The 19,838-nt window shown below is 71.3% G+C and carries 12 protein-coding genes and 1 tRNA gene; 5 read left to right on the forward strand and 8 right to left on the reverse strand.

Translation table 11 applies throughout. From position 1 onward, the window contains the following. Positions 1 to 22 precede the first annotated feature (22 nt). Positions 23 to 1,573, forward strand: coding sequence for a hypothetical protein (locus N4G66_RS30815; protein WP_261707535.1), 1,551 nt, complete (start codon positions 23 to 25; stop codon positions 1,571 to 1,573). 239 nt (positions 1,574 to 1,812) lie between these two features. Here the strand turns inward: N4G66_RS30815 and N4G66_RS30820 are convergent, their stop codons facing one another. The 8 genes from N4G66_RS30820 to N4G66_RS30855 all read right to left on the reverse strand — a co-directional run bounded on the left by N4G66_RS30820 (position 1,813) and on the right by N4G66_RS30855 (position 13,641). After that, positions 1,813 to 2,964 carry a protein kinase domain-containing protein gene (locus N4G66_RS30820; RefSeq protein ID WP_315903716.1) on the reverse strand — a complete coding sequence of 384 codons (1,152 nt, stop codon included), beginning with the start codon at positions 2,962 to 2,964 and terminating at the stop codon, positions 1,813 to 1,815. A gap of 21 nt (positions 2,965 to 2,985) precedes the next feature. Continuing rightward, positions 2,986 to 4,158, reverse strand: coding sequence for a vWA domain-containing protein (locus N4G66_RS30825; protein WP_261707536.1), 1,173 nt, complete (start codon positions 4,156 to 4,158; stop codon positions 2,986 to 2,988). Positions 4,159 to 4,199: 41 nt separating this feature from the next. Further along, positions 4,200 to 5,414, reverse strand: a complete 1,215-nt coding sequence (locus N4G66_RS30830) for an AAA family ATPase (protein ID WP_261707537.1) — start codon at positions 5,412 to 5,414, stop codon at positions 4,200 to 4,202. Then, complete coding sequence (locus N4G66_RS30835) at positions 5,411 to 7,345, reverse strand: ankyrin repeat domain-containing protein (protein ID WP_261707538.1); 1,935 nt, start codon at positions 7,343 to 7,345, stop codon at positions 5,411 to 5,413. Before N4G66_RS30835 ends, N4G66_RS30830 begins: the two co-directional genes overlap by 4 nt. Continuing rightward, positions 7,342 to 8,475: a gala protein gene (locus N4G66_RS30840; RefSeq protein WP_261707539.1), complete on the reverse strand. Its 1,134-nt coding sequence runs from the start codon at positions 8,473 to 8,475 to the stop codon at positions 7,342 to 7,344. Before N4G66_RS30840 ends, N4G66_RS30835 begins: the two co-directional genes overlap by 4 nt. A gap of 109 nt (positions 8,476 to 8,584) precedes the next feature. Further along, a tRNA-Arg gene (locus N4G66_RS30845) sits at positions 8,585 to 8,657 on the reverse strand. Positions 8,658 to 8,838: 181 nt separating this feature from the next. Beyond that, the gene (locus N4G66_RS30850) at positions 8,839 to 10,746 is read right to left on the reverse strand and encodes an FHA domain-containing protein (RefSeq protein ID WP_261707540.1); all 1,908 of its coding nucleotides are present in this window, start codon (positions 10,744 to 10,746) and stop codon (positions 8,839 to 8,841) included. A 324-nt stretch (positions 10,747 to 11,070) separates the two neighbouring features. Then, positions 11,071 to 13,641, reverse strand: coding sequence for a glycoside hydrolase family 5 protein (locus tag N4G66_RS30855; RefSeq protein ID WP_261707541.1), 2,571 nt, complete (start codon positions 13,639 to 13,641; stop codon positions 11,071 to 11,073). A 581-nt stretch (positions 13,642 to 14,222) separates the two neighbouring features. Between N4G66_RS30855 and N4G66_RS30860 the strand changes: the two genes are divergently transcribed. The 4 genes from N4G66_RS30860 (at position 14,223) to N4G66_RS30875 (ending at position 19,681) form a co-directional block, all read left to right on the forward strand. After that, complete coding sequence (locus tag N4G66_RS30860; RefSeq protein ID WP_261707542.1) at positions 14,223 to 14,630, forward strand: hypothetical protein; 408 nt, start codon at positions 14,223 to 14,225, stop codon at positions 14,628 to 14,630. A gap of 338 nt (positions 14,631 to 14,968) precedes the next feature. After that, positions 14,969 to 16,552 carry an FMN-binding glutamate synthase family protein gene (locus N4G66_RS30865; protein ID WP_391858913.1) on the forward strand — a complete coding sequence of 528 codons (1,584 nt, stop codon included), beginning with the start codon at positions 14,969 to 14,971 and terminating at the stop codon, positions 16,550 to 16,552. A 47-nt stretch (positions 16,553 to 16,599) separates the two neighbouring features. Next, on the forward strand, positions 16,600 to 18,327 hold the full coding sequence (locus N4G66_RS30870; RefSeq protein ID WP_261707543.1) for a thiamine pyrophosphate-dependent enzyme: 1,728 nt from the start codon (positions 16,600 to 16,602) through the stop codon (positions 18,325 to 18,327). A 772-nt stretch (positions 18,328 to 19,099) separates the two neighbouring features. After that, entirely contained in the window at positions 19,100 to 19,681 is a 582-nt protein-coding gene (locus N4G66_RS30875; protein ID WP_261707544.1) for a DUF2231 domain-containing protein, read from the forward strand. Positions 19,682 to 19,838 lie beyond the last annotated feature (157 nt).

Consider the following 19,838-nt stretch of genomic DNA (forward strand, 5'->3'; position numbering starts at 1 on the left):
CGCCGGGCGCGGAGGGCGAGAGGTGGGTGGCGATGCCGCCGAGGCCGGGGGCGCTCACACCGCCGCGCACGCTCTCGGCGCCGTCGAGGATGCCCGCGCGGCCACCACCGCCGCCTTCGCCACCACCGGGCTCTCCACCGCCGCCGGGCCGGCGTCCGGTGTTCTCCTGACTGCCGCCGCCGCTGCCGTCGTCGCCACCACCGGGTTCACCGCCGCCTCCGGGGCGTCGGCCGGTGTTCTCCTGGTCACCACCGCCGCCCCCGCCTTCGCCCCCGCCGCCGGAGCCGCCGCCCTCTTCGCCGCCACCGCCGTCGCCGCCACCGCCGCCCTCACCGCCGCCGGAACCACCGTGGCCACCGCCTTCGCCGCCGGAGGAGCCACCGTCACCGCTTCCGCCGCCGCCCTCACCGCCGCCCTCACCGCCGCTGCCACCGCCCTCGCCACCGCCGCCCTCACCGCCGCCGGGCCGACGTCCGGTGTTCTCCTGGTCGCCGCCACCGCCGCCGCCGCTGTCCCCGCCGCCGCTGTCTCCGCCGCCACCCTCACCGCCACCGCTGTCCCCGCCGCCGTCACCGTCCTCGCCGCGGTCGTAGATGCCGCCGTGCCCGAAGTGACCGGCGTCGCCGCCGCCCTCGCCACCGAAGCCACCGCCGTGACCCCCGAACCCGCCGAGGTCGCCACCGGATCCGGCACCGCCGTCACCGAAACCGGAACCGGCGCCGCCATCACCCAACCCGCCCGGACCGCCATCGGCACCGCCGGTTCCGAAGCCGCCATCGCCGAACCCGCCCGGACCGCCATCGGCACCGCCGGCACCGAACCCGCCATCACCGAACCCGCCCGAACCGCCATCGGCACCGCCGGCACCGAACCCGCCGAAGTCACCCAAGCCGCCGTCGGAGCCGCCCTCGGCACCCCCACCGACATGTCCCCCGAGCCCGCCGAGGTCCGTCCCGTCCTCGTTCCCGAACCCTCCGAAGTCGCCGAACTCACCGAATCCGCCGCTCACATCAACCGGCGACTCCTGGACCAGCCCCCCGCCGAGCAGGCTCTGGGCGCCGGTGGCGGAGACGTCGAAGCCGCCGGCGCCCTCGTGGCCGTCAGCGGGAAAGGAGAGGTCGGGCGCGTGGTCGACGGAGGCGTGGTCACCGGAGACGTGGTCGGCCGGGACATCCGGAACGTCATGGTGCGCCAGCGCGTGTGCCGCGCTCCCGAAGAACAGAGACGACTTGGACAGCCGCGGGTCGAGTGCGGCCGGTCCCCCGGCGGTGCCGGACTCGACGCGGAGGGCACGGAGTTCGCCGACCTGCGCGGGTGTCAGGCCGAGTCTTCGGGCCACCTCCTCGGTGTCACCGTCGAGTTCGGCCCTGAAGGCCGGGTCGACGGCAAGGCGGGTCATGGCATCGCGAAAGGCGTTGTCGGTCATGTCCTCGGTCTCCGTGGGTCTGCGTGGGTCTGCGTGCGCTGCTGTCTGATCCCGGCGGAGCTGAGGATCCCCCTGGTCGGCGGCAACTGCCATTTCCGGCCATCCCCACCGATGCCTGCTCGGACGGTTATAAGGGGCACGGCATGACCGGCGCAAGGCCGGGAGCAGGGCACCCTGGGCGAATATGCCTCCGGAAGGGTCGGCCATCTCGACCGCGCACCGATCGGATACGGCCACCCGTGAGGCCGTCCAGGCATCCCGTCCCACCGGCCGAGGGGACGCCGCGGCCGATAGGGCCACGCACGTCGGCGACGCCGAGGGCCCTCGCTCCGGAACTCACCGCCCCTGTACCGGCCTTGCGGGCCGGCGCTGGATACACCCCTTCGTCAGGAAATGGGTGCGGCGGAGGGTTTCGGACCCGACAGCCGGACCGTGCCGGCTACCAACGCCGCACAACCCAGGACGAAGAACCACGCGCCGGATTCGAGGAAGGACAGGTCCCCCCGCGCTCCAAGGCCCAGAGCGACATGGAGGGAGAGGAGCCCTCCGGCGAGCGTGGTCGCCAGGTAGTGAAGGCGCCGGACCGGACCAGGGACCGGACCCGTGGGAAAGCGGCGAAGCATGGCCATGACGGCGGCGCAGCTGGTGACGGCGAGCCCGGCGGTGAGCACGAACGGCCAGGTGCCGCCGAACGGCCAACTGGGCGACCACCACGGCCACCAGCCAACGAACAGGAACGCGAATACGGATGCGCGATAGCTGAACGGAAGGCACATCGCCAGCACGAACGCGATACAGGCGATCGAAAGGAGAAGGACGCGACGCACTGCCCAGGGGTGGGGCGGAGCGGCCGGTGTGACCGGCGTGGTCGGGACCTCGACCTCTCCGGTGAGCGCAGGACGGATGGCAGGCGCTTCTGCCTTCCGCGGCCGGGTCGGCGACGTACCCGCCGAGGGGCGGTGCGGTGGTTCGGCGGAGACCGCGGGGCGTGCGGGCACCGGAGCGTCAGCCGCCGGCTTCGGGTGGGCGGGCTTGCGAGGGGAGACGGGTGCGGGTGCCTTCTTGGGCCGGTGCGGAACGGCCGGTGCCGGTACGGCGGCTGCCGTGACCGTGGCCGATACGGCGGCGGCGACCTGATCGGGCAGCCACACAGCCGTGTTGGTGACAATCTCAGTAGGGGTGCGGCTCATGTCGCCCGCCGTGTCGGCGAGTTCCCTGATGAGTGTGCTCACGTCCGGGCGCTGCTCCGGATCCTTGGCCAGACAGCGGGCGACGATCTCCAGGCCTTGCTCCGGCAGCCCGTCCAGGCGCGGTTCCTCGTACGCGATACGGAAGTTGAGCGACTGCGCGGAGCCCGTACTGAACGGTCCGGTGCCGGTGGCCGCGTAGGTCAGTACCGCGCCGAACGCGAACACGTCGGTGGCGGGCGTCACGGGGTCGCCGGTCAGCTGCTCGGGAGACATGAACTGGCCGGCCGCGCGCGTCTCGGACGACAGGGAAGGCCGCAGAGGGGCGGGCAGTATGGATGGCGTGGACAGCTGTCCCTACCGCTGGAGGGCTCACTGCGTCGGCCCGGGATCCGGGATGCGTACCGCCTCCACCCAGCCAGGAGGCTGTGGTGCGGCGGAGCCGATCAGAGCCGCGATGACGCGGCAGGGCGGGTTCTCGTCGGGCCAGGGGGTGATCCCGTCGGTGAGCACCACGACGATGTTCGGGCGGTCCGGACCCGCGAGCGCCGCCTCGATACCGACGCGCATGTCCGTGCCGCCTCCGCCGCCCAGGGTGATCTGCTCGGTGGCCGTCACCCGGGACACGGCCTGCACATCGGCGTCGCAGGCCAGCACGGTCACGCGATTGCCCCGTACACCCACCTCGCGCAGGACGCCCGTCACCTCCGCGAGGGCGGCGGCCAGTTCGCCGTCACCCATCGAGCCGGAGGTGTCGATGACCACGGCCACCCGCGGCAGCGGCCGGCGCAGGCTCGGCAGCACGACACCGCGCATCGCCGGGGTGCGGCGCGAGGGGCGGCGATAGGTGTAGTCGACGGCTCCGGCCGCCCATGCGGCGGCTTCCCGGACCGCGCCCGACAGCGCCTGCCGCCAGTCCACCGTGGGTTCCAGGATCTCCTGGGCCCAGCGCTGCCAGCCCCCGGGCAGGGAACCACGGCTGCGCTGATGGGCGCGCATCGCCTCGGCGGTCTGCCGCCGCAGCGCCTGCGCCTCCACCTCGCCGATCCGTGCGGTCCCGGCGGACCCCGGCAGGTCCCAGGGTGCGGGCCGGCCGTGGGCGCCCGATCCGCAGTCCGGGGTGCGCACCTGCGGCGGCAGCAGGTCCACGTACTCCTCGAACAGCCGGCCCTCGGGAAGACCGAACCGGCGGGGTTCCATGCGCCCCTCGGGCAGCCGCAGGCCGTCGGCGAGCAGATCGTCGTTGATCTCGCAGTCCTGAGCGACGTTCACGCGATGCCAGTCGCGCTGGACGGCGGCGGGCAGCCGGTCGGCCCGGCCGTGGTGGTCGCGCAGCAGATGCGCCGCCTCGTGCACCCACACACCCGCGAGCTCGGGCACCGGCGTCGCCTCGACGAAGGCAGGGGACACATAGCAGCGCCAGTGCCGGTCCACCCCCATCGTCGGCACCTCGGTGCTCGGCACGACGGTCAGGGTGTACAACGCCGCCGCCAGATACGGCCGGTCGCCGGCCGCCCGGTAGCGGGCGGCGAGCAGTTTGGTCATGTCCAGGGCGCTACGGGCGTCTCCCGTGGTCCCCGCGCGGCTCACCGGCCGCCGCCGGGCAGCGCCCCCGACATCTGCAGCAGGTCCAGGAACCCGTCGATGCCGGGCGGTACGGGCCAGTCGAGGCGCCGCATCGCGGCGAGGTCGGTGGCGGCCCGGGCGGCCACGTCCGGTACGCCCGCGTCCACCGCCTTGGCCAGCACCGTCCAGCCGGCCTCCCAGCGGGGCCGGGTGAGGTCGCTCTGGATGGCGGCGACCACCGCGATGAGGAAGGCCAGTTGCCGGTCGCCGCGGTCGGGCAGGGCGAAGGCGTCCGGGTCGGCGAGGACCCGGTCGGGGTCGGGCAGATCGAGGTGTTCGAGGTAGGACAGCAGTTCCAGGCCGGCGCCGTCGCCGACGGCGCCGGTGAGCGCGGCGGCCAGTGCCTCGCGGCCGGCCCCGGCCGCGTACCCGGTGGCGAGCAGTTTGAGGGCCATCTCCCAGGTCCTGGGGGACGGCCAGGACCGGCCTCGGTTCTCGGCGTCGCCGGGGAGGTGGTGGACCAGGCCGGGCCGGGCCGTGAGGAAGCCGGAGATCGCGCCGCGGGCCCGTGCGACCGCACCGGGCACCCGGGCGGAACCGACGACGGGCACGGTCACCTCCGGCCAGGTGCCGGCCATGCCACGGGCCACCGTCCGGGGGTCGTGGGTCCATTGCAGATGGACGAACCGGTTGGCGAGCGGCGGGCTGAGATGCCAGCCGTCCGCCGCGCTGGACGGCGGGTTGGCGGCCGCGACGATACGCACCGCCTCCGGCAGGACCAGACTGCCGACCCGTCGTTCGAGCACCACCCTCAGCAGCGCCGCCTGCACGGCCGGCGGCGCGGAGGACAGTTCGTCGAAGAAGAGCAAGCCCTGTCCGGCCCGGGCGAGGCGCACCGCCCAGTCCGGCGGAGCCATCGGGACTCCGGTCACGGCCGGGTCGTCACCGACGATCGGCAGTCCGGCGAAGTCGGAGGGTTCGTGCACGCTGGCGATGACCGTTTCCAGCGGCAGGCCGAGCCCGGCGGCCAACTGCTCCAGGGCCGCCGACTTGCCGATACCGGGCTCCCCCCACAGCAGTACGGGCTGATTGGCCGTCACGGCGAGGGCCAGCGCCTCCAGCTGCGGGTTCGCGGCGGGCTCGGTCCGTGTCGTGCGCAGCCTGCGGTTCAGGTCGTCCGCGGCCGCCAGCGGGCCGGACGACGCGGTGGGGGCGGTTGTGCGGTCGGAACTCACGCGGACTCCTCCTCGTCATCGGGCGCATCCGCGTGTCGCGGCTCCGGCTCCTCCATCGGCTCGTCCCCCCAGAGGAGCTCTGCCGTCCCGCCAGGGTCATCCGCGTGTCGCGGCTCCGGCTCCTCCATCGGCTCGTCCCCCCAGAAGGGCTCTTCCTCCTCGTCGGACTCGTCAGCGTGGTACTCCGCCTGCTCCTCCATCCATTCGTCCCACCACTCGGCACCAGTGCCCGGATGCTCCTCGCGTACGCGGTCCTGGAGGAAGGCCAGGTCGGGCCGCTTGTACCGGCGGACGAGCTGGTCGAGCGACAACTCCGACTCGTCGGTCACGTCGAGCCGCGCCCCGGCGGCGACGAGCGCCTCCACCAGCGCCGTCGTACCGAGGTCGTTGACGGCCACGAACAGCGGCGTGCGCTGCCGTCGGTCGCGGGCTTCGAGGTCCAGTCCCTCCGCGAGCAGCCGGGGCAGCAGCGTCTCGTGGTCGAGCAGGTTCAGTACGTGGAGCAGGGTGCGGCCGCCGGCGTCCCGCACCCGGGGGTCCACACCGGCGTCCAGGAGCTCCAGCACGCCGGGGGTGTCACCGTGCTGGGCGCGCAGGAACAGGTCGTTGCGCTGCGCCCTCAGTTCCTTCGGCAGGCGGCCTGCTCCGGATGTCCACGTCTGCTCCACGGCGAAGCATCCGGCGACGGCACCGCCGAAGGCGCGCAGGGCGCGTTCACGCTGCTGTTCCTCGTCGCTGTGCGGCATGCGCAGCAGCGATCCGGGCCGGAAGCCCACCTCGTGCCATTGCCCTCGGCATCTGACCTGTACGGGTGCGGGCGCCGTCGGACCCGGCGGGCCGACCGGGCCTTGCGGGACCTGGAGAGCGGGGAACAGGGCCGCACGGACGAGCGGATGCAGATGCTCCGGTGCAAGGCCTCCGGCGCGCATCAGATCGAGGTCGGGGAGCCTGCGCCACAGGGCTTCGGCGAGGGTGGGCTCACCCTTGGCCTCTTCCCGGTCGACGATGCGCGCCAGCAGGCCGCCGGCGTCGGAGGGTTCCAGCAGGAGGAAGGCCCGCCAGTGCGTGGTGGCCACGAGGAAGCGATCGGAGACGCCCTCGGCCACCTGCCGACGGACCTCCGGCTCCAGGCGAGTGAGGTTGAGTGCGATCCCGTCCAGGAGCCGCTCCGGCTCCTCGCGGTACCAAGACCTTTGCGCGGATGTCAGATCCAGCTCTATGCCGACGGCGGCGCACGCGGCCCGGGTCTCGCCCCTCTGGTGCAGCAGCGTGGCCCACTCGGCCCGCGCCGCCGGGTCGCCGTCGCCGGGATCGGCCGTCGGCAGCTCGTCCGTGTCGCGCGCGGTGGCGTCGGCGTGGAAGAACGGCGGCCGGTCCGTGCCGCCGCCACACCGTTCGCGCAGTTCGGCGGTGTGCCGGACATCCCAAAGGTGCCGCGCCTCGCGCCAGTCCTGGAGGGTCTGCCCGAAGACGCCTGCGGCCCGTTCGCCCTTGACGGCCGCGAACCGCAGGGTGATCCGCTGCGGTCCGTCGATCATCGCGGGAGTGGTGACGTGCAGGTACGGCGTGGCCGGGCGGCCCGCGTCAGGTGTTCTCGGGCGGTAGCGCGCGAGGACGACGGTCGTGTTCTTGGCGAGTGTGGTCCGCCCGCCGAGTGCGCGCGGCAGGTGCCAGCGCAGCAGGTCCGGGGCGAAGTGGCGGAGGTCGTCCTCCAGCACGGCTGCGATGTCCTCGCCCCAGCGGCCGGCGATGTCGGACAGGTCGAAGGTGACGTCGACGTCGGCCGCCGCGCAGGCACCCCGCCAGTCGCCGGCCAGACGGTATGCGCTCGCGCGCTCGATCATCCAGCGGGGCACCGCGTACTGGCGGATCCGGCGCCGGCTCGACACCTCGTCCGGGAGGAAGCAACGCAGGTCGCCACGAGAACTCAACGGTAGACGCTCCCTATCGCGCGCAGATCGGGATGCGCCCCGGCGGCGGGCCGCAGACGCCGGGTGAAGGACCGCTTCACGTTGCGGGGCAGGCCCGGTCCCAGACCGACGTACTCCAGGGGCGAGTTGTCGGGCACGGCCGCCAGCAGTGTTTTCGCGCCCCGCCCGGTCAGGCCGGTGTGGCACAGGTCCAGCCGGCGCAGCGGGCTGCCCGGCAGGGCGGCGGCCAGCGCGTGGGCGCCTTCGTCGCCGGGGGTGTTCGCGGTGGCTCCGAGGCTGCGTTCCGACATGGGCCGGCCCAGGTCGAGTGCTTCGATCCCGTCGAGGCGGTCGGCGAGGGCCCGGACACCGGCGGGACCGATCCCGTTGCCGCCCAGGCCCAGGCGCACCGGCCGTACAGGGTCGGCCGCGGCGGCGAGGATCGCGGCGCCTTCGTCTCCGAGGTGGTTGGCGGGGAGATACAGCTCGCGCACACCCGCCTCGCGGATCAGCGCCGCCAGCAGGGGGGCCGCGTCGGCGGTCAGGCCGTTGCCGCCGAGGAAGAGGCGTTCGACTGGGCTGGTCCGGCTGGTGAGAGCGTCGAACAGGGTCCGCAGACCGTCGGTGGTCAGACCGGTGTTGACCAGGTCGAGCGTGCGCAGCGTGGTGTTGCGGCGCAGCATCGCGGCGAGCGCGCGGGCGCCGTCGTCACCGACCGGGTTGCGCTTGAGCCACAGGGCGCGGACGGTGCCGTCCGTCGTCAGCGCGTCGGCGAGTGCGGTGACACCCTCGGGGCCGATGCGGTTGCAGCCGAGGTAGAGCGTGCGCAGGCCATGGCCGTCGACCAGCGCGTCGGCGACCGCACGGGCTCCGTCGTTCCCGATGGCGTTCGTGCCGAGCAGGACGTGCGCGGCGTACGCGCAGGCGGCGGCGACGGGCATCAGCCGCGCGGCACCCACCGCTCCGAGTCCCTGCTTGCACAGGTCGATACGCCCGTCCGCCCGCACGGTGCCGAGCGGGAAGATCTCGTCGGCCTCGACCGGCTGCGCGGACCGCAGCCGGTCCAGCAGAGGCTGCAGAGCGACGGGGTCACTGAGCGGGATGTCCGGGTGCTCGATCGCGGGGCAGCGTACGGGTGTCGGCTGCGTCATCACCACTCCACCGGTCCATCGCCGGTGCCCGGCCCGCCGAGGGCGGCATCGCCCTGCGACCGCCCGGGACGAACCGACGCCAATCGACATTCCTCCACGACAAAGGCGGCAAGGCCGGCCGGATTCGAACCGACGTCCTCCAGCTCGATGCTTGGGCGCGACGACCTCTGCGCTACGGCCTTGCCGCGGAGATCATAACGGCTTTCATCCTTGCGTTCGAACCCGGTCGCCGCCGACCGCAACTCCCCCAGCGCGCCGAAGCGTTCGACCGGCACAAGCAACCACCAGTGACCGACCACACGTGCGCGAGCCGCAGGTCACGCCCGGCCGCGGGCTCGCGCGTGCGGAGGGGGTCGGCGCTTCTCAGAGCAGGGCGGCCGGCTCAAGGGCCTCGACTGCGGCTGCCGCGGCGGCGGAGTCCCGGCCGTAGAAGATGTCGATGTCGACCTCCTCGCCGCCCATGGTGAGTGTGTCCCAGGCGCCGCTGAGCACCAGCATGCGCAGCGTGCTGCCCTCCAGGGTCCCCAGTCGTTCCAGGATCGCCTCGTCGTCGGGCAGACCGGGCATGCGCGTCGCCAGCCGGGTGCGGATCTCGCGCAGCCGATCCAGCAGCGTCGCGGTGTCCGCCTCGCGATCCGGCTCCTCGGCGATTCCGTCGATGCCGTGCGCGATGATGTCCTTGATGGCCCAGGTGGCGCCCTGATCGTCGGTGGTCACCATCGCCTTCCAGGCGCGGCTCTTGTGCCGGTACTGGAGCATGGACATGGCGGCCTCGTGGCGCAGGAAGTCCGCGTCCCGGAAGGGCTTGCCGTTCCATGCCGCGTTGAGCGACCGTGCGAGCGAGATCGCGGAGGCCAGGCCGCTGTTGAGTCCCCGCCCCGGCCAGAAGTGGATGGCGTTGGCGGCGTCGCCCAGCAGGAAGCCGTACGTACCGGTGGAGTTGGCCGTGGGCGGCAGCAACTCGGCAGTGAAGCGGGGACGTTGGACCATGTCCAGGCGGAAGGAGGTGACCGCGCTCAGGTCGTCCGGCTCGACGCCGAACAGGCGCAGCCCCTCCCCCACCCGCTTCCACAGGGCGGAGCCCTTGACGAGGGCCGGCAGGAACAGGGTGCTGTGCGTGGAGCACTGGAAGTCGCCGTACTCGTCACGCCCCATCAGGCAGGGGCGCGAGGCGATGCACTCCTCGAAGACGCGGCGCACCGGATCGATGCCGACGACCTCCGCGGCCTCCGCGTCCGTCAGGCGCATGTTGAGGAAGCCCTCTCCGCGCAGGGAGTTCAGCAGGAACCGGTTCTGCCCGACGGTCAGCAGTACCGCCATGGGGTCGCTCAGACCCGATTTCACCCGCAGGCCGAGCACCACGTCCTGGAGATGGCGGTCGTTCAGCGAGTAGATGGACTCGTCCGCTCTGCCGAACTTGGCGGCGAAGTGCTCGCGGGTGCGCGACCGTCCGCCGTCGCAGATCGCCAGTACGTGCTGGGTGGCCAGGGCCTCCTGCTGCTCATCGATGCCGAACCGGGCGGGCACGAGCCGGATCCGGCCGGGTTTCTCGTTCGCCACCTCCAACAGCCGGTCCTCTATATAGGCGATGCGCATGTTGCGCGGGTGGTGATCGCCGATCGAGTCGGGGCCGGAGGGCCACATCTCGGTGTAGTTGTCCGGATCGAAGAGCCGGGTCTGCACCTCCTCGGGCAGGCTGAGGTACTGGCGGCTCTGGACGGTCACCACCTGCTGGCGCCGGACATTGCCCTGACTCGCGTCCTTCCAGACGACCTTGCGGCCCTGCTTGCGCCACCGGCCGTCGTAGACGGTGATGTTCACCTGGGTACCGAGGAAGCGCTCCAGCAGCAGGGCGAGCGACAGGCCCACCGGGCCCCCGCCCGCGATGGTGACCCGCAGCACCGGCCCGCGTTCGACCTCCTCGTCGCCGTGGGTCAGCGACCTCGGCAGGGAGAGCGCCATGATGGTCTCCATGGCGTCCGGGACCTCGAAGCGGAACTCCTGGTCACCGATGGTGATGTCGTCCCCGGGCTTGAGAAGCCGGTCATCGACTTCCTCGCCGTTCACCAGCGTTCCGTTGCTGCTGCCGCAGTCGCGCAGCACGTAGCCCTGAGTGTCGTCGAGGACGATTTCCGCGTGGAAGCGTGAAACGTTCAAGCTGGAGATGACGATGGTGTTCTCCGGATTACGTCCGAAGGTGACCCTGGTCCCTATCACCGGTATGCGCTCTCCGGCCAGCAGTCCTACGCGTCCAACAAGCACCGGTGCCACGGCACTTCCTTCCGGGATCGAAGACATGGCCGCTGCCGCGGTGCCACCGGAACGCACCGCTGCGCGGGCGTGACCGGGCAGCGTTTGACGGTTGGGAAAAGGGGTGTCCGCTCGATGTGTCCGAAGGGCAATGGATCAGTTTTGACGACGGATCAGCGTCGTTTGACCGGTACGGATGACCCATCATGCCCGATTCCGAAGCCGTTCGGGAGAGGCCTTCCGTCGACGGCGGAACGGACCTCGCCGAACGCCCTCCACTCCGCAGCTGGATCATCGGTGTCGTCGGCCTGCCCACCTCCGAGGTGGGCAGGCCGACAGGAACCGCTACGTCACGTGAAGGGTGTACCGACGGGAGGTGTGCGCGGTGAACCGCCAGCCGCCGGGCTGCTCCACCAGCCCGATGCCGGTCAGGCCGCTCCCCGTGGCTTCCGGGCGGCTGGGGCCGGGGACCCACACGTCCAGGGTGCCCACCCCGGAGCCCGACAGCCGCAGGTCCCGCGTTGTGGCGGAGGACCGCAGGGAGTTCAGGCGACCGGGGGCGCTGCGAGGGTACGCCTGGGACAGCTCCGTGGTCTCGAAGGCCGGGCTCGGCAACGGCTTGCCGTCGGGGCAGGTGTACAACACCACGCCGCCACCCGAGGTGGTGGCTGCGGGGTCGTTCTGTGGATCACCGCAGGCCTTCTTCCACACCCAGATCGCCGAGCCCAGCACGTCGGTGTTCTGCCGTGCCAGGAAACGGTCGAACCGGGATCGGAAGTCGTCGGGGTCCCCGAACCATCCCCACTCGCCCGACCACAGCGGTGCTCCGTACGCCCGGGCGGTGCGCTCGGCGGTGGTGTAGCCCTGCTCGATCGAGGTCAGGGTGACGCCCAGGCCCTGGTCCATGGTGATCGACTCGCTGTACAGGTGAGGCGAGAAGACCAGCAGTGGGTCGTCGGCGAACCCGACCGGTGGAGTGGTGTCGAAGCCGAGCCCCGACCAAAGGATCGAGGGCTCGAAGAACACCAGGTGGTGGAAGCCGCCGGAAGGCTTCGACGCCGCCTTCGACTCCGCTGCCCGGATCGAGGTGATCGCCTGCTGGTAGAGGCGTCCGAGGAGGAGTGAGGAGGTGACGCCGGGGGCGTCGCCCGGGCCGGGCTCGTTGAGGAGGTCGTAGCCGGCGACGGCGGGGTCGTCCGCGAACTCCGCGGCGAGGCGGCCCCAGGCGTGGGCCAGCTCGGTGCCGATGCCGTCGGTGTCGTCGTAGAGGTTGGTGAACGCCTGCTGCACGTTGGGCGCGAGGTCGCGGCCGAGGAAGCCGCAGGCCCGGGCGCCGTCGGTGAGCGTCGCCCAGTCCGGGGCGCCGTCGTTGCCGAACTCGGGCGTCGCCCCGGGGCGGCAGTGCGTCCCCGGCGTCGCGCTGACGTACTTGGAGAAGGTGTCCTGGTGCATGTCGAGGACGGTGTGGATCCCGTGCGCGGCGGCCTGGTCGACCGCGGTGCGCACCCGCGCCAGATACCCCTCGTCGAATTCGCCTCGCTTCGGCTCCAAGGCAGACCACGACAGGGCCAGCCGCTGGACGTCGAACCCGTACCGGGCCATCAGGGCGTAGTCGGAGTCCTCCAGCGGCCACACCGTGCCCTTGGCCGGGTCGGGCTGCCCGTAGTCGATGAGCTGGTTGACGTTCACGCCGCGGAGCAGCACCTGCCGCCCCGCGCTGTCTCCGATCACCGGAGGCTGTCCGCTTCGGCGCAGCACGGTCAGCGGCAGCAGACCGTTCCGGTCGCGGCCCGCGGCCCGCGGCGAGGTGCCGCCGGAGCCCGCCGCGGTTGCCGGTGACACGGTGCCGACCGCGAGAGCCAATAGGACGGCGATCGCGACCGGCGGCGCCCATCCGACGGCACGGGCGAGGCCGCGGCGCTCGGCCGAGGGCTCCGTCCGGCGCCTCCACGCCCGCTCGGCGGCCCAGGGCACGGCCACGACGCTCGCGCACACGCCCGCGGTCACACCTTCCGCGACCCGCACGAGCACGGACGCGACCGGGAACAGCGCTCCGCCGAAACCGTTCAGGCACCCGTCGAGAACCCACAGCGGCGCGAACCCGAGGGCGCCCGCCGCGGTGAGCGTCGTCGCGAGCGACCAGAGTCTCACCCCGAAACCGGCGCGGGTCAGGCCCGGCGACACCACTCGGCGCCAGAGCCCCGCACCGGCGCACACCGCCGCGCCCCCGGCGACCAGGATCGCCACCCCGGAGCCGCCCGGTATCGGGCCGGCGGCCCAGGCGAACGCGCCGGTACCCGCCTGGAGCGCCACTGCGGCACCGGCCGGCAGCCACGCGAACCCGCCGATCCCGTCGACGCCGGCGCCCTCGTCGATGCCGCCGTCCGAATCCCCTGCGGCGCGCTCGCCACGGAGGCTCCACACGCCGATCCGGTACGCAGCCGCCGTCAAACCCGCGACGAGCGGCCCGAACACGGCGTACTTCGCGCCGGTCAGACCGCACTCCGCGAGAAGCGCCCCGGCCGTCGGGAGCAGATGCAGCCCGCCCGGTCCGGCGATCACCAGCAGCAGCGCGCTGTAGGCCAGCTTGGCCAGGAACGCCACCAGCATCAGACTCGACCAGACGGCGCCGAAGACCCATCGCGCCCTCGCCCCGGGGGCCGCGGCGCGCACCAACCGGTGGACGGCCACCGCGCTGCCACCGATCAGCAGGGGCATGAACACCACCGTGGCCCAGGCAGGGCTCGTGGCGTTGCCGGGTACGAATCCCGCGTCCAGCCAGTTCTCCGGAGCGAACAGTCCGGTCCCGTCGGCATAGCCGAGGGCGACGCAGAGAACCGCGAGTACGGCCGCGGTGGTGAGGGACGCTGTGCGGGCAAGCCGACGGCGGCCGCGCTGATCATCGGCAAGGAGCATGGGTGCAGAAGATAGGGCAGTTCGAAGGTCGCGCGTAAGGTCTGTGAGCAGGAATTTCTCCGGATCCGCGACGCGCGGCCGGGTCCGGACGGCGCGGTGGCCCTGGGCTGCTCGACCGATGCCTTCCGCCGGACCGGGTGCGGAAATCCGCCGGGGCGGGTGCGAAATTCCGAACTCACGCCCTGGGCTCGGAAGTTGCCGGACCCGACGCTCCTCTTCTTCTTTGGTGCCGTTGCCCCGCAGGCCGACCGGGGCCTCTTGCTCGGCCCGTGCCGCCTTCCAGGTGCACACCGGGGGAACCCCAAACCGATGGGCGGCTTCGCCGACTTCCTCCGCCAGGGCCTCGAGGCCGTCACCGTTGGACTCACGCTCCGCTGGAGCTCAGGCTTCACCGACGGGCCACACCAAAGGACTCGAAACGCCCAAGAGATCACCGTACGGGCGGACATCGGCCCGAATCGTCCGGATACGCATCACCCTGAGGACCGTCCGACGGAACCACGACGTCCGGCGCCACACCGGCGCGTCGCCAGAACGGACCAGCCTTCACCGAACGTTCACCAGGACGCCATACTGCGCCCATGAGCACATCCGCCAGACCGCAGTTCCCTACTCAGCCCTCTCCCTCACCGTCGCCGTCCGCGGCCGGATCCCTCCCCGCCGACCGGGCACAGCCCCGGCGGAAGTGGTGGATCGCCCCGTTGGTCGGTGTGCTGGTGGCCCTGGCGGTCCAGCTCGTCGCCGCCTTGCTGCTGCTGATATCCCCCATGGCATTGGACTCGTGCAGCACCGCCAACCCCTGCGGGCGCACGGAGGCCGCCATCGGCACGTCCCTGGTGCTGTTCCTGCTGGCGCTGCTCTCCCTGGGCGTGCCGTGGTACCCGGCGAGGAGGAAGAGCCTGGGCGTGGGAATCGGCGTGAGCCTGATCCCGCTGGGCCTCACGCTGGCGTCCATCGGCACGCTGCTCATCGGGATCGGATTCGGCTGACACGAGGGCACCGGCGGCCGGGCGGCCCCGTATCGCGAGACACCCACGGGTGCCGGCCCGAAGCCGCGCTCTCCTTGAGGTGTCCGGCATCTCCGCCCGGAGAGGCCCGAACTCCGCGGTCCGACCGATCAGGCTGCTCGGCGTGTATTCCTCGCGGAGCTTCTCCCGGGTGGTCTTGATCTTCACCTCGGGCAGGCTCCGCTCACGGCGCCAGGAGTGTTCACCACCCGCCACCGGGACACCGGGACACCGACTCGACCTCGACTTCCTTGCAGTGACCAGGATCGGTCAGTCCCGCACTCGCGATTAGTGACCCGGCTCGGGGACACAAGAGTGTGGTGCTGAAGAAATGTCTGGTCGCCCTCCTCGCCCTGCTGACCGTGTGCGGTCTGGTTGCCGCTGCCCTCGTCTCCCCCTGGTACTGGGGTGCGGCCGTCCCCCTGCTCCTGGCAGTGGTGGTGGCCGTGCACGACCTCGTTCAACGGCGGCATTCAGTGCTGCGGAACTATCCGCTGCTGGGACATCTTCGCTTCGCGCTGGAGGCACTTCGGCCGGAACTCCAGCAGTACTTCATCGAGCGGAACTACGACGGCCGTCCCTTCGACCGCGACACCCGCAGCATCGTCTACGAGCGGGCCAAGGGAACCGCCGCCGAGGAGCCGTTCGGCACGGAACTCGACCTCTACCAGGCGGGCAGTGAATACCTCACCCCGTCCATGGCCCCCAGAGCCGTGCCCGACGGCCCACCCCGGGTCCGGATCGGCGGCCCGGACTGCAGGCATCCCTACGACATGGCTCTGCTCAACGTCTCGGCGATGAGCTTCGGCTCTCTGTCGGCCAATGCCGTGCTTGCCCTCAACACAGGAGCCCAGCTCGGCGGCTTCGCCCACGACACCGGCGAGGGCGGCCTGTCCGAGTACCACCTGCAGCCGGGCGGCGATCTCGTCTGGGAGATAGGCACCGGCTACTTCGGCTGCCGGACGGACGACGGGGGCTTCGACGAGCGGCAGTTCGCCGACAAGGCAGCACATGAGCAGGTCAAATGCGTGTCATTGAAGATCAGCCAAGGAGCCAAGCCGGGCATCGGCGGGGTGCTTCCCGCTGCCAAGGTGAACGCGGAGATCGCCCGGGTCCGCGGCGTTCCGCAGGGAGAGACGGTCATCTCGCCACCCTTCCATCGCGTGTACGGCACGCCCCGCGAACTTGTGCGTTTCCTGGGCCGGATGCGTGAACTGGCCGGCGGCAAACCCGTCGGGTTCAAGCTGTGCGTCGGTTCGCGCCGTGAATTCCTCGCCGTGTGCAAGGCAATGCTGGCCGAAGGCACCGCGCCGGACTTCATCATCGTCGACGGCGCCGAGGGCGGAACGGGCGCGGCGCCCCTCGAGTTCGCCGACAACGTAGGGCTGCCGCTCGGCGAAGGACTGATGACCGTGCACAACGCCCTCGTCGGCGTCGGGCTGCGGGATCAGATCCGCGTCGGCGCCAGCGGCAAGGTCGCCACCGGCAGTGACCTGGTGAAGCGTCTGCTCCAGGGCGCCGACTACACCAACTCCGCCCGCGCCATGATGTTCGCGATCGGATGCATCCAGGCGCAGCGCTGTCACACCAACACCTGCCCGGTCGGAGTCGCCACGCAGGACGAACGCCGCGGCCGCGCCGTCGACGTCGACGACAAGTCCCGGCGCGTTCACCGCTATCAGCAGGCGACGGTGAAGAGTGCCCTCCAGATCATGGCGGCGATGGGCGTCGACGATCCGCGAGGCCTGCGCCCCCACATGCTGCTCCAGCGGGTGGACCCGAACACCGTCCGTTCCTACGCCGAACTCCACACATGGCTCACGCCCGGACAACTGCTCGCGTCGGTCCCGGACAACTGGGCAACCGACTGGCAGGCGGCCGACCCGGACCGCTTCACCCCCTGACCGGGGCCCCGGCGCCATGGGGCCCCACCGGAGCAAAGGACATACCTGTGGCACGCACTGTCGCCCAAGTGATCGTCGAGGCACTCAAGGAACTTGGCGTAAGGCACGTCTTCGGAGTCGTCGGAGACGCCTTGAACCCGCTGACCGACGCCATCCGCACCACGGACGAGCTGAGTTGGGTGGGCTGCCGGCACGAAGAGGCCGCCGCCTTCGCCGCCGGGGCCCAGTCGCAGCTCTCGGGCACCCTCGGAGTGTGCATGGGAACCGTGGGACCGGGCTCCGTACACCTCCTCAACGGACTCTACGACGCCGCCAAGAGCCGGACGCCGGTCCTTGCGATCTGTGGTCAGGTGCCCCTCGCCGAGATCGGCAGCGAGTACTTCCAGGAAGTGGACAACGACCTGCTCTTCCGCGACGTGGCCGTATACCGCGCCACCGTCACCTCTCCGGAGCAGATGCCGCGCATGCTCGAATCGGCCGTACGCGTGGCCGTCAGCCAGAGCGGTGTGGCCGTACTGACAGTCCCCGGTGATCTGGGCGACCAGGAACTGAACGAGGACCGGCCGACGCGTTTTGCTCTCGGCCGCGCGGTGACCCGGCCCGATGACCCCGCGCTCGCCGAGGCGGCCGAACTCCTGAACAGCGCCTCCCGGGTGACCCTGCTCGTCGGCCGCGGCGCACGTGACGCCCGGGCCGAAGTGCTCCGCACCGCCGAGCTGCTCGCAGCGCCCATGGTGCTCACCCTCAAAGCCAAGGAAGGCTTCGAGGAAGACAACGCCTTCCAGGTCGGCCAGACCGGCCTCATCGGAAATCCCGCCGCCGCCCACGCGCTCGACAGCGGCGACGCACTCCTCATGCTGGGCACCGACTTCCCCTACCGCGACTGGTATCCCAAGGACTGCAAAGTCGTACAGGTCGATGCCCGTGAGGAGCATCTGGGCCGCAGGGTCCCCTTGACAGTGGGTCTCACCGGCGACGTCGGAGCCACGCTGCGCGGCCTGCTCCCGCTGCTGAAGGCGACGCCCGACCGTGCCCACCTGGACGATGCTCGCGACCGGTTCACCCACTGGCAGGAAGGACAGCAGCGCCTGGCGCGCCCCGCCCACGATCACCGCTGGACCGGGAAACTGCGTGCGGCGCTCGACAACCGCGACCACGAGATCCGCCCTGAAGCGCTGGCTGCCGCGGTCGACACCTTCGCCGACCAGGACGCCGTCTTCACCTCCGACACCGGCATGGCCACCGTCTGGCTCTCCCGTTTCGTCACCATGAGCGGCACCCGGCGCCTGATCGGGTCCTACAACCTCGGCTCCATGGCCAACGCCATGCCACAGGCCCTCGGGGCACAACTCTGGGCGCCGGACCGCCAGATCGTCGCCTTCTGCGGCGACGGTGGGCTGAGCATGCTGCTGGGGGACCTCATGACCATCAAGACGTACGAGCTGCCGGTGAAGCTCGTCGTCTTCGACAACCGCCGCCTCGGCATGGTCAAGCTGGAACAGGAACAAGCGGGCCTGTCCGAGTTCGGTACGGAACTCGACAACCCCGACTTCGCCGCGGTCGCCACCGCTCTCGGGTTCACCGGAATCCGGGTGACCGACCCTGCCGAACTCCACGGCAGCGTGCGCCGGGCATTCGACACACCGGGACCGGTCGTGCTCGACGTGCTGACCAACCCGCAGGAGGTGGCCGTGCCGGGCAAGCCGACCGTGTCACAGGGCTGGGGCTTCGCCATCGCCAAGGTCAAGGAAGTTCTGTCGAGCCGTGAAAGCTGACTCACTCGGACATCGGTTGTCCGCCCCGAATGGGATGCGCAGCGCAGTGAGCCGCCGCTTCCAGGCGGACAGGACGTGGGTGGCGAGGTCCTCACCGCGGCCCCGCGCGACAAGCCGCATCACGGCCACCCCCATCACAGCGACGGGAACGCGAGCGGCCGCCATCACCACGGTGATCACGCCCACCGCAGCCACGATGATCACGAACACCACGACCATGACCACTCGGTCCGCAACCGCAGCGAACCGATCCGTCCCGCCACGGCCCGCACACCACCTCAGCCGTCCGAAGGCGGCGACGCCGACTTGGGCTCGCGGAGCGATGCCTTAGGGCTGTCCCGTAATCCCCGGCGGGCGCACGACGACAGCTACGGCACTCCCCCAAGCTCTTCGAGCAGGGGGGACCCCCACGCCGCGTTGTCGGATCGCCCGAATACGCCCAGTATGAGGACGACCCTCCGCCTTGCGATGCTCCCCCACGGCCCGAAAGGCGTGGGAGGGGCCCCCAGCATCTGACGCCGCGCGCTGATCCACCGGGGATTACGGGACAGCCCTTTGCTCGCGGTCTTCACCCGACCGCCGAGAGACTCACCGGTCCGCTCGGAATGTGACCCTGCGGGCCAAGGGCCGACCTCGTCCGGACGAGCGCATTTGACCTGCTCATGCGCCGCCGTGAACGTACCGGCCATGACTCCACCGTTGGGAAGCAGACCGTTCGGGTGCAGTCGAGGCCGTGGTGAGACAGCAGCGCGATGGCGGGTAACCGTTGTACATGAACACACACGCCTTCGACACCTCCACGCAGAGCAGGACGACCGCCTCCCTGCACCCGGCGTCGACATGGTGGCTGACGACCCTGGACCGCATGGAACGGTCGACGGTTGCGGATCCGGCGATCCGGGTTCTCCAGCGCGGAATCCGCTCTCTCCCGCTGGGTGAGGTACGCGCACTGTTGCGCGGCCGGCCGATGGGCCACCCTGTCCATCCCCTTCTGGTACAGGTCCCGATCGGTTGCTGGCTGTCAGCCGCCGTACTGGACATCGTGCCAGGAGGAGGACATGCGCCTACGACCCTCACGGCCGTCGGCTTGGCCGGGGTCGCCCCGGCAGCGGTCGCGGGCTGGGCCGACTGGGCGGACCTGCCGCCCGAACAGGCCCGGGTCGGACTGGCCCACGCGGTCTCGAACGTGGCCGCAGTGGCTTTCTACGCCGCGTCCCTGACCGCGCGGCTCCGCCATCACCCGACGAAGGGCAAGCTGTGGTCGTTGGGCGGCTTGGCAGCCGTCGCTGTGAGCGGTGCGCTGGGCGGTCACGTGGCCTATCGACAGGCCGTAGGAGCGAATCCCGCGGCATAGGCAGACCGTGGCTGCCGACGCCTCGTCGCCGATCCCGCCCGCCCTTGACCGACACCGCAATCAGCCGGACGTATACGGCCGTGACGACCAGGCCGGCGAGAACTCGTTCCATCAAAGAGGGGCCGAAGACTCGTTTGTCCCGCGCTAGGACGGGGAC

The organism is Streptomyces rhizosphaerihabitans (assembly GCF_025399795.1).
GTDB lineage: Bacteria > Actinomycetota > Actinomycetes > Streptomycetales > Streptomycetaceae > Streptomyces > Streptomyces rhizosphaerihabitans.

Excerpts from the sequence above, each read along its gene's own strand:
- N4G66_RS30825 (WP_261707536.1), bottom strand. The coding sequence starts at position 4,158 with ATGACCAAACTGCTCGCCGCCCGCTACCGGGCGGCCGGCGACCGGCCG.
- N4G66_RS30840 (WP_261707539.1), bottom strand. The coding sequence starts at position 8,475 with ATGACGCAGCCGACACCCGTACGCTGCCCCGCGATCGAGCACCCGGAC.
- N4G66_RS30855 (WP_261707541.1), bottom strand. The coding sequence starts at position 13,641 with ATGCTCCTTGCCGATGATCAGCGCGGCCGCCGTCGGCTTGCCCGCACA.
- N4G66_RS30860 (WP_261707542.1), top strand. The coding sequence starts at position 14,223 with ATGAGCACATCCGCCAGACCGCAGTTCCCTACTCAGCCCTCTCCCTCA.
- N4G66_RS30875 (WP_261707544.1), top strand. The coding sequence starts at position 19,100 with ATGAACACACACGCCTTCGACACCTCCACGCAGAGCAGGACGACCGCC.